Source organism: Streptomyces sp. NPDC087420 (genome assembly GCF_044744165.1).
Classification (GTDB): Bacteria; Actinomycetota; Actinomycetes; order Streptomycetales; family Streptomycetaceae; genus Streptomyces.
In genome coordinates, this window is the sequence record NZ_JBIUXU010000014.1 from 211,703 (window position 1) to 224,860 (window position 13,158).

Here is a 13,158-nt window from a genome sequence, read left to right on the forward strand (position 1 = left end):
CCCTGACCCTCACGCCCGGAGCCGTTCCGGGCCCGACCCTCGGGCCCGGAGCCGTTCCCGCGCCTCCATCAGGGCGAAACCCAGCAGGTTCAGGCCCCGCCACCGGGCGGGGTCCGCCGCGCGCTCGTCCTGGGCCGACAGTCCGATGCCCCAGATCCGGTCCCTGGGGCTGGCCTCGACGAGCACCCGTCCGCCCGTGCCCAGCAGGAACTCCCGCAGCGCGGGGTCCTGCCCGAACTTGTGCACACCGCCCTCCACCACCACGCCGAACCGCTCGCGCTCCCAGACGGCCTGGTCGAAGCCGCGCACCAGCCGCCCCGCCTTCTTGGCCAGGGCCGGATGCGCCGCCGCCACGGCCTCGCGCTCGGCCTCCGTGTCCTCGAAGAGCCGGGCCTTGGCCGCCATCATCCAGTGCTCGGCCGTCGCGTACTCCACCCCGTCCACCGTGAACGGCGACGGCCACCACTGGCTGAGACAGCCCGCCCCCAGCGTGCCGTCCGCCTTCGGTGTGTGCCCCCAGAAGCGCAGGTACTTCACCGTCTCGCCGCGCTCCGCCCGCGTGACCAGGTCGGCGGCCGTGCGGATCGTGCTCCCCGTGTGTTCTCCCATGCACGGGAGTCTTCCAGCCACCACTGACACTCCGTACGGCGATCAGCCCCCTGACACGACACACGGTCCACCGATTCCGTCGCGTAACCAAAAGGCAACAACGGAATCCCTTGTTGAGGTGGACGTGCTCTGTCAGGATCGGCACTCAATTGAAGCCGGACAACGACTGGAACCACGACCGGCGTGCGGGACCGCCGGTACGTGGGCACCGCCGGAACGTCGGCCGGGACATCGGAGAGCGTCATGGGCAACCGCTTCCAGGTGCGGGACCGCTTCGCGGCCGGCGCGCAGTTCATCGGGGGCCGGCTGCGCCCGGGCACCTCGGGACGCACGCAGGCCGTCGTCGACCCGGCGACCGGCGAAGAGGTCTACACGTACGAACTGGCCGGCACCGCCGACGTGGACGACGCCGTCGCCGCCGCGCGCGCCGCCTTCCCCGCCTGGTCGGCCGCCACCCCCGGCGAGCGCTCCGACGCCCTGCACCGCCTCGCCGCCGTCCTCAACGGGCAGGCCGCGGACTTCGCGTACGCCGAGTCGCTCCAGTGCGGCAAACCGGTCAGGCTCGCCACCGAGTTCGACGTACCGGGCACGATCGACAACACCGCGTTCTTCGCGGGCGCCGCCCGCCACCTCGACGGCGTCTCCGCCGGGGAGTACAGCGCCGACCACACCTCCTACGTACGCCGTGAGGCGATCGGGGTCGTCGGCTCCATCGCCCCCTGGAACTACCCGCTCCAGATGGCCGCCTGGAAGATCCTCCCGGCCGTCGCCGCGGGCAACACCATCGTGCTGAAGCCCGCCGAGATCACGCCCTTCACCTCGCTGATGTTCGCCCAGGCCGCCCAGCAGGCCGGACTGCCCGACGGGGTCGTCAACATCGTCTCCGGCGCGGGCCAGGACGCGGGGGAGCGGCTCGTCGCCCACCCCGACGTCGTGATGACCTCCTTCACCGGCTCCACACCCGTCGGCAAGCGCGTCGCCGAGATCGCCGCCGCCACCGTCACCCGCCTCCACCTCGAACTCGGCGGCAAGGCCCCCTTCCTGGTCCTGGACGACGCCGACCTGGAGGCCGCGATCCACGGCGCCGTCGCCGGCTCGCTCATCAACGGCGGCCAGGACTGCACCGCCGCCACCCGCGCGTACGTCCAGCGCCCCCTGTACGACGCGTTTGTCAGCGGGGTCGCCGCGCTGATGGAGACCGTCCGCCTCGGCGACCCGGCCGACCCGGCCACCGACCTCGGCCCGCTGATCACCCACACCCACCGCGACCGCGTCGCGGCCATGGTCGACCGGGCCCGCGGCTACGCGCGCGTGGTCACCGGCGGCGAGGCACCGGGCGGCGCGTTCAAGGACGGCGCCTACTACCGGCCCACGCTGATCGCCGGCGCCCCGCAGGACAGCGAGGTGGTCCAGTCCGAGATCTTCGGCCCGGTCCTGGTCGTCCTCCCCTTCGACACCGACGACGAAGGCCTCGCCCTCGCGAACGACACCCCGTACGGACTCGCCGCCTCCGTCTGGAGCCGTGACGTCTACCGCACGGGCCGCGCCACCCGCGAGATCAAGGCCGGCTGCGTCTGGGTCAACGACCACATCCCGATCATCAGCGAGATGCCGCACGGCGGCTACAAGGCCAGCGGCTTCGGCAAAGACATGTCCGCGTACTCGTTCGAGGAATACACGCAGATCAAGCATGTGATGTTCGACAACACCGCGGTGGCACGGAAGGACTGGCACCGCACGATCTTCGGAGACCGCGCCTAGCGGGTGTCCCGCGGATCCGGCCGTTACCACCCACCCGAAAGGGCACAGCGCATGGAGCAGTACGAGCCCGACCGTCCGTCGGCCGCCCAACTGGCCGCGATGCGGCGCACCCTGACCAGCGGCAGGGGCGCCCTCTCACGCCGCTCGGTGCTGCGCGCCACCGGCGTCGGCGCGCTCACCATCGGCGGCCTCGCCGGTCTGAGCGCCTGCGGGATCCCGCCCGCCAAGCGGGACGAGGACGGCCCGGCCTCCACGGACCACTCGGCGAAGGAGAAGCGGGTCGTCTTCTCCAACTGGACCGAGTACATGGACACCAGCGAGGACGAGAAGCACTACCCGACGCTGGAGGCCTTCACCCGGCGCACCGGGATCGCGGTGAAGTACACGGCGGACATCAACGACAACGTCGAGTTCTTCGGCAAGATCCAGCCGCAGCTCGCGGCCGGCCAGGACACCGGCCGTGACCTCATATGCGTCACCGACTGGCTGGCCGCCCGCATGATCAGGCTCGGGTACGCGCAGAAGCTCGACCCCTCCAACCTCCCGCACGCGTTCGCGAACCTCGCCGAGCAGTTCCGTATGCCCGACTGGGACCCGGGCCGGGCCTACTCGTACCCCTGGACCGGCATCCCGACCGTCATCGCCTACAACGCCAAGGCGACCAAGGGGCGCAAGGTCGAGTCCGTCAGCCAGCTGCTCGACGACCCGGCGCTCAAGGGGCGGGTCGCCTTCCTCTCCGAGATGCGCGACTCCGTCGGGATGACCCTGCTCGACCTCGGCAAGGACCCCGGGTCGTTCACGGACGACGACTTCGACGCGGCGATCGCCCGGCTCCAGAAGGGCGTCGACAACCAGCAGATCCGCCGCTTCACCGGCAACGACTACACCGCGGACCTCGACAAGGGCGACATCGCGGCCTGTGTCGCCTGGGCCGGGGACATCGTCCAGCTCCAGGCGGACAACCCGGACATCAAGTTCACCATCCCGGAGAGCGGCTACATCATCTCCAGCGACAACCTGCTGGTCCCGGCCAAGGCGCGGCACAAGACCAACGCCGAGAAGCTCATCGACCACTACTACCAGCCGCCGATCGCCGCGCAGCTCGCCGCGTACATCAACTACGTCTGTCCGGTGGACGGGGTCCGTGCGGAGCTGACGAAGATCGACAAGGCGATGGCGGACAACACCCTGATCCTCCCGGACGCGGCCATGGCCGCCGCCTCGCACGCCTTCCGCTCCCTCAGCAGCAAGGAGGAGACGGCGTACGAGGGGAAGTTCGCCAAGCTCATCGGCGCCTGAGCCGAGCCCCAGGCCCTGAGCCCCGAGCCCGCCCCGAGCGCCGAGCCGGCCGCTCGCCCCGCCCCCTCCCTCCCAGCCCCCGGGATCGTGACCCATGACAGAGACCGCACCCACCGGCCACGGCGGCGACGACGTCCGCCTCACCGGGATCAGCAAGACGTACGGCTCCTTCCACGCCGTCAAGCCGCTCGACCTCACCGTGCCCCAGGGCTCGTTCTTCGCGCTCCTCGGCGCCTCCGGCTGCGGCAAGACCACCACCCTGCGGATGATCGCGGGACTGGAGGAACCGACCACAGGATCGGTCTTCCTCGGCGACAAGGACGTCACCGACCTGCCCCCGTACAAGCGCCCGGTCAACACCGTCTTCCAGAGCTACGCGCTCTTCCCGCACCTGGACATCTACGAGAACGTCGCCTTCGGGCTGCGCCGCCGCGGCGTGAAGTCCGTACGCAAGCAGGTCGGCGACATGCTCGACCTCGTCCAGCTCGGTGACTTCGCCCGGCGCAAGCCCCACCAGCTCTCCGGCGGCCAGCAGCAGCGGGTCGCCGTGGCCCGCGCGCTGATCAATCACCCGCAGGTGCTGCTGCTCGACGAGCCGCTGGGCGCCCTCGACCTCAAGCTGCGCCGCACGATGCAGCTGGAGCTCAAGCGGATCCAGACCGAGGTCGGCATCACCTTCATCCACGTCACCCACGACCAGGAGGAGGCCATGACGATGGCCGACACGGTCGCGGTGATGAACGGGGGTGTGGTGGAGCAGCTGGGCAGCCCCGCCGATCTGTACGAGAACCCGAACACCACCTTCGTCGCCAACTTCCTCGGCACCTCCAACCTCATCGAGGCCGAGGTCGCCGAGAAGAACGGCGGGGACGTCGTGGTGACGGTCGGCGGCGCCAAGCTGGTGCTCCCCGCGGGCCGGTGTTCCGCGCCGACCACCAGCGGCGGCACGCTCCTCGTCGGCGTACGCCCCGAGAAGATATCCCTGGCGCACGCGGACGACGCCGGAAGCATCCCCGACGGCCGCAACCGCGTCACGGGCCGGATCGTGGACTCCAGCTTCATCGGCGTCTCGACGCAGTACGTGATCGACAGCCCGGCCGGTGCCTCCCTGGAGGTGTACGCGCAGAACATCGAGCGCGACACCCGCCTGGTGGCCGGCGCCGACGTCGTCCTGCACTGGAACCCGGCGCACACCTTCGGCCTGGACGCCGCGCAGTCCGTGCTCGCCGGGACGACGGGCGCCGACGGTACGGAGACGGCGGACGGGGAGGCCTCGTGACCGCCACCGAAGCACCGCCCGCGCCGCCGGGCCCGCCCACCCCGCCCGCCGCCGGGCCCGCCGAGATCCCCCTGTACAAGGTCTCCCGGCGCAAGCGGCTCGTCCCGTACTGGCTGCTTCTGCCCGGCATTCTTTGGCTGCTGGTCTTCTTCGCCCTGCCGCTCGTCTACCAGGCCTCGACCTCCGTCCAGACCGGTTCGCTCGAAGCGGGCTTCGAGGTCACCTGGCACTTCCAGACGTACTGGGACGCGCTCCAGGAGTACTACCCCCAGTTCGTGCGCTCCCTGCTGTACGCGGGCACGGCGACGATCCTGTGCCTGCTGCTCGGCTACCCGCTCGCGTACCTCATCGCCTTCAAGGCGGGACGCTGGCGCAACCTGGTGCTGGTCCTGGTCATCGCGCCGTTCTTCACCAGCTTCCTGATCCGCACGCTCGCCTGGAAGACGATCCTCAGCGACGGCGGACCGGTGGTCGAAGTCCTCAACTCGCTGCACCTCCTGGACGTCACCAGCTGGCTCGGCTGGACCGAGGGCGACCGCGTCCTCGCCACCCCGATGGCCGTCGTCTGCGGTCTGACGTACAACTTCCTGCCGTTCATGATCCTGCCGCTCTACACCTCGCTGGAGCGGATCGACGGCCGGCTCCACGAAGCCGCCGGTGACCTCTACGCCCGGCCCCTGACCACCTTCCGCAAGGTGACCTTCCCGCTCTCCCTGCCGGGCGTCGTCTCCGGCACGCTGCTCACCTTCATCCCGGCGAGCGGCGACTACGTCAACGCGGAACTGCTCGGCTCCACCGACACGAAGATGATCGGCAGCGTCATCCAGACGCAGTTCCTGCGGGTCCTCGACTATCCGACGGCGGCCGCGCTCTCCTTCATCCTGATGGCCGTCGTCCTGCTGATGGTCACCTTCTACATCCGCCGCGCGGGGACGGAGGAACTGCTCTGATGGGTGCTGTTCGCTGGATCAGGCGGAACCTGGTCGTCATCGCGGGCCTGCTGACGCTCGCGTACATGATCGTCCCGAACGTCGTCGTGATGGTCTTCTCGTTCAACAAGCCCCAGGGACGCTTTAACTACTCCTGGCAGACCTTCTCCCTGGACGCCTGGAAGGACCCCTGCGGGGTGGCCGACCTGTGCGGTTCGCTGAGCCTCTCGCTGCGGCTCGCCACCTTCGCCACGATCGGCGCCACCGTCCTCGGCACGATGATCGCCTTCGCGCTGGTCCGCTACCGCTTCCGGGCGCGCGGCGCGATCAACTCGCTGATCTTCCTGCCGATGGCCATGCCCGAGGTGGTCATGGCGGCCTCGCTGCTCACGCTCTTCCTCAACCTGGGCGCGCAGCTCGGCTTCACGACCATCCTCATCGCCCACATCATGTTCTGCCTCAGCTTCGTGGTGACGGCAGTCAAGGCCCGGGTCCTGTCCATGGACCCCCGGCTCGAAGAGGCGGCCCGCGACCTCTACGCGGGGCCGGTGCAGACGTTCGTACGGGTCACTCTGCCGATCGCCGCCCCCGGCATCGCGGCGGGCGCGCTGCTCGCGTTCGCGCTGTCGTTCGACGACTTCATCATCACCAACTTCAACGCCGGCCAGACCGTCACCTTCCCCATGTTCGTCTGGGGCTCGGCGCAGCGCGGCACGCCGGTGCAGATCAACGTGATCGGCACGGCGATGTTCATCATTGCCGTAGCACTGGTGGGCGCCGGCCAGCTGATCAGCAACCGCCGGCGGAAGACCGCCGCCACCACCTGAGAACGCCACACCTGAGAACCCACATCCAGAACTCCGAGGGAGTTGGAAGACATGGCCCCGAGCGCCATGCGTACCGCCGCCGCCTCACTGTCCGACGCGCAGCCGCTGTCCTACTGGCTGGACGACCCCGGCCGCCCCGGGGCCCTGCCCGCCCTCACCGGCGACGAGCGCTGCGACCTGCTGGTCATCGGCGGCGGATACAGCGGGCTGTGGACCGCGCTCCTCGCCAAGGAGCGCGATCCGGACCGTGAGGTCGTCCTGATCGAGGGCCACGAGACGGGCTGGGCCGCCTCGGGCCGCAACGGCGGCTTCTGCGCCGCCTCCCTCACCCACGGGTTCAGCAACGGCCTCGCCCGCTGGCCCGGCGAGCTGGCGACCCTCGAAGAGCTGGGCGCGCGCAATCTCGACGCCATCGGGGCGGCCGTCGCCCGCTACTCCCTGGACTGCGACTTCGAGCGCAGCGGCGAGATCGACGTGGCGACCGAGCCGTACCAGCTGGCCGACCTGCGCGAGACGTACGAGGCGGCCGTGAAGTCCGGCGCCACCGGGCTCGAACTGCTGGACCGGGACGCGGTCAGGGCGGAGGTCGACTCGCCGACGTTCCTGGGCGGGCTGCACGACCCCCACGGGGTGGCCATGCTGCACCCGGCGAAGCTGGTGTGGGGCCTCAAACGGGCCGTCACCGCCCTGGGTGTACGGATCTACGAGAACACCCGCGGCCTCGAACTGGCCCGTACGGCCACCGGCATGGCGGTCCGCACCCCCTACGGACGGGTCTTCGCCCGGCGGGTCGCCCTCGGCACCAACGTCTTCCCGTCCCTGGTCAAGCGGGTGCGGCCGTACACGGTGCCGGTGTACGACTACGCCCTGACGACCGAGCCGCTGACGGACGCCCAGCTCGCCTCCGTCGGGTGGCGCAACCGCCAGGGCCTCGGCGACAGCGCGAACCGCTTCCACTACTTCCGTATCACCGCGGACCACCGGATCCTGTGGGGCGGTTACGACGCGATCTACCCGTACGGAGGCCGGCTCGACCCCGCCCTCGACCACCGCCCCGAGACGTACCTGACCCTCGCCTCCCACTTCTTCCGCTGCTTCCCGCAGCTGGAGGGGATCCGCTTCAGCCACGCCTGGGGCGGGGCGATCGACACCTGCTCGCGCTTCTCGGCCTTCTTCGGCACGGCGTACGACGGACGGGTCGCGTACGCCGCCGGGTACACCGGCCTCGGGGTCGGCGCCACCCGCTTCGGCGGGGAGGTGATGCTCGACCTGCTGGCGGGGGAGCGGACCGTACGCACCGAGCTGGAGATGGTACGCACCAAACCGCTGCCGTTCCCGCCGGAACCCGCCGCCTGGGCCGGGATCGGCCTCACCAAGTGGTCGCTGGCCCGCGCCGACGCGCACGCCGGACGGCGCAACGTGTGGCTGCGGACCATGGACCGGCTGGGGCTCGGCTTCGACAGCTGAGCCGTACGCCGTCTCCGGCAGCGGAGCCGTACGCCGTCGGACTCGCAATTCGGTTGCGCCGTCAGCAGGTTGAGCCGCGCGTTTCAATTGGCGGGCCGAACCCGCGTCATCATCGGGCGCCACCTGTGTCTCTCCCCGTATGGACGTACTGTCCAACAACACGGATGGGAGGCCGGACAGATGACTGGCTCGGGGGCCAAGAGCGCGGTGGAGTGGCTGGTATCGGTGGCACCGGATCCCGATGCCTGCCGGTGGGAGTGGGAGCGCAACCCGCTGGGGGTGACGCTGCTGCCGGCCGGCCGGCGCTGGGACGTACTGATTCTGCCGGGGGAGCTGGGCTATCCGACGCTCGACGTGCTCACCCGGCTCATCGACCGGCCGGGCCCGGTCCTCGCCGACTTCGGCGACTCGCGCATGGGGTTCTTCGTACCGCCGGGCACGGCGGCCCGCTGGCTCGGTACGGGGGTGCGCGGCGCGGGCCACGGCACCTGGATCGTCGTGCCGTACCCGGGGCGGACCAGCGGCGGGGTGCGCTGGCTGATCCCGCCGGACGGCTCGGGCACCCTGACCGACCCGGCGCTGCTGGAACTGGCGATGCACGAGGCCGCGGCGAGGCGGGGGGAGGGCGGGCGGGAGAACGGCGCGTAGCGCGTCCGATGCCATCAGAGGTATTGACCACACCAATTGGTCTGGACCATGCTGTGCGCCACCCGCCCCCTCATTTCCCCCATGCCCGGAGGCAGTTGTGGAACGCACGAGACGTCCTGCCCGGTTCCCCAGACTGGTGGCTGCCCTCACGGCGGCCCTGCTCACCGCGGGCGGCCTCGTCGCCACCGCGCAGACCGCGCACGCCGCCGACGTGGACGTCGCCGTCAACGGCGGCTTCGAGTCCGGCCTCAGCGGCTGGAGTTGTACCGCCGGCAGCGGCGCGGCCGTCACCGCCCCCGTCCACGCCGGCACCGGCGCCCTGCGCGGCACGCCCGCGGGCAACGACAACGCCAAGTGCTCCCAGACCGTCACGGTCAAGCCCGACTCCGCGTACACGCTGAGCTCCTGGGTCCGGGGCAGTTACGTCTACCTCGGCGCCTCCGGCACCGGCACCACCGACGTCTCCACCTGGACGCAGTCCGCGCCCGACTGGCAGAAGCTCACCACCAGCTTCCGCTCGGGACCGTCCACCACGTCCGTGACGATCTACCTCAACGGCTGGTACGGCACCCCCACCTACTACGCCGACGACCTCACCCTCGTCGGCCCCGGCGGAACCCCCGTCCAGCCCCCGGCCGTCCCCGCCGGCCTGCGGTCCACCGGCGTCACCTCGTCCTCGGTCAGCCTCTCCTGGATGGCCGTCACCGGCGCCACCGGCTACACCGTCTACCGGGGCGGCACCAAGGCCCTGGACGTCACCGGCACCTCCGCGACCGTCTCCGGGCTCAACGCGTCCACCGCGTACAGCTTCCAGGTCGCCGCGACCAACAGCGGGGGCGCCTCGGCGCTCTCCCCGGCGGTCTCCGCCACCACGAGCGCCTCGGGAGGCGGCGGCGGAGGCGGCGGTACGACCCTGCCCGCGCACGCCCTCGTCGGCTACCTCCACTCCAGCTTCGCCAACGGCTCCGGCTACACCCGCATGGCCGACGTGCCCGCCTCCTGGGACGTCATCAACCTGGCCTTCGGCGAGCCCACCTCGGTGACCTCCGGCGACATCCGGTTCAGCCTCTGCCCGGTCGCCGAATGCCCGAACGTCGAGTCCGTCGCCGACTTCAAGGCCGCCATCAAGGCCAAGCAGGCGGCCGGCAAGAAGGTGCTGATCTCCATCGGCGGCGCCAACGGCCAGGTCCAGCTCGCCACGACCGCCGCCCGTGACACCTTCGTCTCCTCGGTCTCGAAGATCATCGACGAGTACGGCCTCAACGGCCTGGACATCGACTTCGAGGGCCACTCCCTCTCCCTCAACACCGGCGACACCGACTTCCGCAGCCCCACCACCCCGGTCATCGTCAACCTGATCTCCGCGATCAAGACCCTCAAGGCCAAGTACGGCGCGGGCTTCGTCCTCACCATGGCCCCCGAGACCTTCTTCGTGCAGCTCGGCTACCAGTACTACGGCTCAGGACCCTGGGGCGGCCAGGACCCGCGCGCCGGCGCCTACCTGCCGGTCATCCACGCCCTGCGCGACGACCTCACCCTGCTGCACGTCCAGGACTACAACTCGGGCTCGATCATGGGCCTGGACAACCAGTACCACTCCATGGGCGGCGCCGACTTCCACATCGCCATGACCGACATGCTGCTCACCGGCTTCCCGGTGGCCGGCAACACGTCACGGGTCTTCCCGGCGCTGCGCCCCGACCAGGTCGCCATCGGCCTCCCGGCCTCGACCCAGGCGGGCAACGGCTACACCACCCCGACCGAGGTCAACAAGGCGCTGAACTGCCTGACGAAGAAGACCGACTGCGGTTCCTACCAGACCCACGGCACCTGGCCCGCGCTGCGCGGGCTGATGACCTGGTCGATCAACTGGGACCGCTTCAACGGCCAGGAGTTCTCACGGAACTTCGACGCCTACTTCCCGTGACCGCTTCCGCCGACCGCAGTCCGTGACCGCTCCGCGCGCCGGGAGTCCGCTCCCCGCAGCGCCCGGTCCAGCAGAAGCAGCAGCATCCCGCCCAGCGCCAGACTGCCGAGGACGTCCAGCGGCCAGTGGTAGCCACGCAGGATGAGACCGGTGCCCGTCGCCAGGGTGAGCAGGACGGCGACGGGCACCGTCCGTCTCCGTCCCGCGTACGGGGCGAGGAGCAGCGCCGCCGCGCCGTACGCGACCATCGCCGTCGCCGTATGGCCCGACGGGTAGTACCCGGTGGCGTCGGTCAGCGGGCCGCGCCGGTCGATCCAGAACTTGAGCGGGACGACCAGGACGGGCACGGCCACCATGGTGAGGGCGGCGGCCAGCGCACGGTCGCGCCGCCCGCGCCGGAGCACGTACCCGAGAACCAGCGCCAGGACGGGCAGGGCGACCACGACACTGCCGAGATCGGCGAAGAGTTCGGTGAGGGGCCGGGGGCCGTGACCGGCGAGGGACAGCTCCAGGCGCTCGTCGGCCCGGCGCACGGGACCACCGTCGGCGGCCTGCCAGGTGACGAGGGAGAAGAGGACCGCGCACAGCGCGAAGACCCACGCGCGCCGGGACTGCCACGGACGGCGCGGAACGGAGAAGACCGCGAAGAAGCGGGAGAAGACCGCGAAGAGATGAGAGAGCGGCCGCCCTGGAACAGGGGGGGTGGTTCCAGGGCGGCCGACAGGACCGGTGTGCCGCACGCCCCGGGGGGTTTGGGCCGTGCGGCCGTCCGATCCGTGAGGAGATCCGGAGCCTGAAGCTCCGGTGGTGTGCGCGAAGGCACGGCCGGAACGGTGCTGGGGACGCCCCGAACCGGTGTCGCCCGCAGTCCCCTGCGAGCGGGGTGTTTCTCTCATCCGCACAAACCGTACGTCAGGGCGGCGGGGACGGACAGCGGGAAAACAGAGCCGCCATCGCCCTCGCACACCTTCTTCACAGGCCCTGACCAGCGGCTCCTGACCATGACTTCCGTTTCGCCCGCTCAGAGCGCGGCGAGCGCCGACTCGATGATGTCCAGGCCCTCGTTGAGCAGGTCCTCGCCGATCACCAGCGGCGGCAGGAAGCGCAGCACATTGCCGTACGTACCGCAGGTGAGGACCAGCAGCCCCTCCGCGTGGCACGCCTTCGCCAGCGCGCCGGTCGTCTCCGGGTCAGGCTCCTTCGTGCCCCGGTCCTTCACCAGCTCGATCGCGATCATCGCGCCGCGGCCCCGGACGTCACCGATCACGTCGTACTTCTCGCTCATCGCGGAGAGCCGGCTCTTCATGATCTCCTCGATGCGCCGGGCCTTCGAGACGAGGTCCAGCTCCTTCATCGTCTCGATCGCCCCGAGCGCGGCGGCGCAGGCCACCGGGTTCCCGCCGTACGTACCGCCCAGCCCGCTCGCGTGCGCCGCGTCCATGATCTCCGCGCGGCCGGTCACGGCGGCGAGCGGCAGGCCGCCCGCGATGCCCTTCGCCGTGGTGACCAGGTCGGGCACGATGCCCTCGTCCTCGGACGCGAACCACTGGCCCGTACGGCAGAAACCGGACTGGATCTCGTCCGCCACGAACACGATGCCGTTGTCCTTCGCGAACCGCGCCAGCGCGGGCAGGAACCCCTTGGCAGGCTCGATGAAACCGCCCTCGCCGAGCAGCGGCTCGATGATGATCGCGGCGACGTTCTGGGCGCCGATCTGCTTGGTGATCTGGTCGATGGCCTGCGCGGACGCCTCGGCGCCACAGTTCTCGGGACCGGTCGGCCAGCGGTAGCCGTAGGCGACCGGCACCCGGTAGATCTCCGGGGCGAACGGCCCGAAGCCGTTCTTGTACGGCATGTTCTTCGAGGTCAGCGCCATCGTGAGGTTCGTACGGCCGTGGTACGCGTGGTCGAACACCACCACCGCCTGCCGCTTCGTATGACTGCGCGCGATCTTCACGGCGTTCTCGACGGCCTCGGCGCCCGAGTTGAACAGCGCGGACTTCTTCGCGTGGTCGCCGGGGGTCAGCTCGGCGAGCCGCTCGCAGACCTCGACGTACCCCTCGTACGGCGTGACCATGAAACAGGTGTGGGTGAAGTCCGCGAGCTGCGCGGTGGCCCGGCGTACGACGGCCTCGGCGCTGGCGCCGACCGTGGTGACCGCGATCCCGGACCCGAAGTCGATCAGCCGGTTCCCGTCCACGTCCTCCAGGACCCCGCCCCCGGCGCGCGCGGCGAACACGGGCAGCGTGGACGCCACCCCGGCGGCGACCACGGCGTCGCGCCGGGCCTGCAACTCCAGCGACCGGGGTCCTGGGATGGCGGTGACAAGACGGCGCTCCTGCGGGATGGCGGTCATGAGGGGCTCCTGGGGGGTGCTCCGGCGATGCTCCGGACTCGGACGTGGACGCGGCG

At 70.6% G+C, this 13,158-nt stretch carries 11 protein-coding genes; 8 read left to right on the forward strand and 3 right to left on the reverse strand.

Annotation, left to right across the window (positions count from 1 at the left end; all coding sequences use genetic code 11):
• Window positions 1-9 precede the first annotated feature (9 nt).
• Window positions 10-609 (reverse strand): NADAR family protein, encoded by a 600-nt coding sequence (locus tag ACIO1C_RS28540; protein ID WP_401868543.1) that lies wholly within the window; start codon window positions 607-609, stop codon window positions 10-12.
• 243 nt (window positions 610-852) lie between these two features.
• On the opposite strand from ACIO1C_RS28540, the gene ACIO1C_RS28545 reads away from it, so the two are divergent.
• The 8 genes from ACIO1C_RS28545 (at window position 853) to ACIO1C_RS28580 (ending at window position 10,746) form a co-directional block, all read left to right on the forward strand.
• Window positions 853-2,370 (forward strand): gamma-aminobutyraldehyde dehydrogenase, encoded by a 1,518-nt coding sequence (locus tag ACIO1C_RS28545; protein WP_401868545.1) that lies wholly within the window; start codon window positions 853-855, stop codon window positions 2,368-2,370.
• 51 nt (window positions 2,371-2,421) lie between these two features.
• On the forward strand, window positions 2,422-3,669 hold the full coding sequence (locus tag ACIO1C_RS28550; RefSeq protein ID WP_401868547.1) for a spermidine/putrescine ABC transporter substrate-binding protein: 1,248 nt from the start codon (window positions 2,422-2,424) through the stop codon (window positions 3,667-3,669).
• Between the two features lie 94 nt (window positions 3,670-3,763).
• Window positions 3,764-4,948 carry an ABC transporter ATP-binding protein gene (locus tag ACIO1C_RS28555; protein WP_401868550.1) on the forward strand — a complete coding sequence of 395 codons (1,185 nt, stop codon included), beginning with the start codon at window positions 3,764-3,766 and terminating at the stop codon, window positions 4,946-4,948.
• A complete protein-coding gene (locus ACIO1C_RS28560; protein ID WP_401868553.1) occupies window positions 4,945-5,898 on the forward strand; it encodes an ABC transporter permease in 954 nt (317 codons plus the stop codon). The genes ACIO1C_RS28555 and ACIO1C_RS28560 overlap by 4 nt, the downstream gene beginning before the upstream one ends.
• Window positions 5,898-6,704 carry an ABC transporter permease gene (locus tag ACIO1C_RS28565; protein WP_401868555.1) on the forward strand — a complete coding sequence of 269 codons (807 nt, stop codon included), beginning with the start codon at window positions 5,898-5,900 and terminating at the stop codon, window positions 6,702-6,704. Before ACIO1C_RS28560 ends, ACIO1C_RS28565 begins: the two co-directional genes overlap by 1 nt.
• A 51-nt stretch (window positions 6,705-6,755) precedes the next feature.
• Complete coding sequence (locus tag ACIO1C_RS28570; RefSeq protein WP_401868557.1) at window positions 6,756-8,171, forward strand: NAD(P)/FAD-dependent oxidoreductase; 1,416 nt, start codon at window positions 6,756-6,758, stop codon at window positions 8,169-8,171.
• Between the two features lie 180 nt (window positions 8,172-8,351).
• The gene (locus ACIO1C_RS28575; RefSeq protein ID WP_401868560.1) at window positions 8,352-8,819 is read left to right on the forward strand and encodes a hypothetical protein; all 468 of its coding nucleotides are present in this window, start codon (window positions 8,352-8,354) and stop codon (window positions 8,817-8,819) included.
• 97 nt (window positions 8,820-8,916) lie between these two features.
• Window positions 8,917-10,746: a chitinase gene (locus ACIO1C_RS28580; RefSeq protein WP_401868563.1), complete on the forward strand. Its 1,830-nt coding sequence runs from the start codon at window positions 8,917-8,919 to the stop codon at window positions 10,744-10,746.
• Here the strand turns inward: ACIO1C_RS28580 and ACIO1C_RS28585 are convergent.
• Together ACIO1C_RS28585 and gabT are read right to left on the reverse strand one after the other, a co-directional pair.
• Window positions 10,734-11,642, reverse strand: a complete 909-nt coding sequence (locus ACIO1C_RS28585) for a phosphatase PAP2 family protein (RefSeq protein WP_401868565.1) — start codon at window positions 11,640-11,642, stop codon at window positions 10,734-10,736. The two genes, ACIO1C_RS28580 and ACIO1C_RS28585, sit on opposite strands and share 13 nt — an antisense overlap.
• A gap of 125 nt (window positions 11,643-11,767) precedes the next feature.
• A complete protein-coding gene (gene gabT, locus ACIO1C_RS28590; RefSeq protein ID WP_401868567.1) occupies window positions 11,768-13,102 on the reverse strand; it encodes a 4-aminobutyrate--2-oxoglutarate transaminase in 1,335 nt (444 codons plus the stop codon).
• Between the last annotated feature and the right edge of the window lie 56 nt (window positions 13,103-13,158).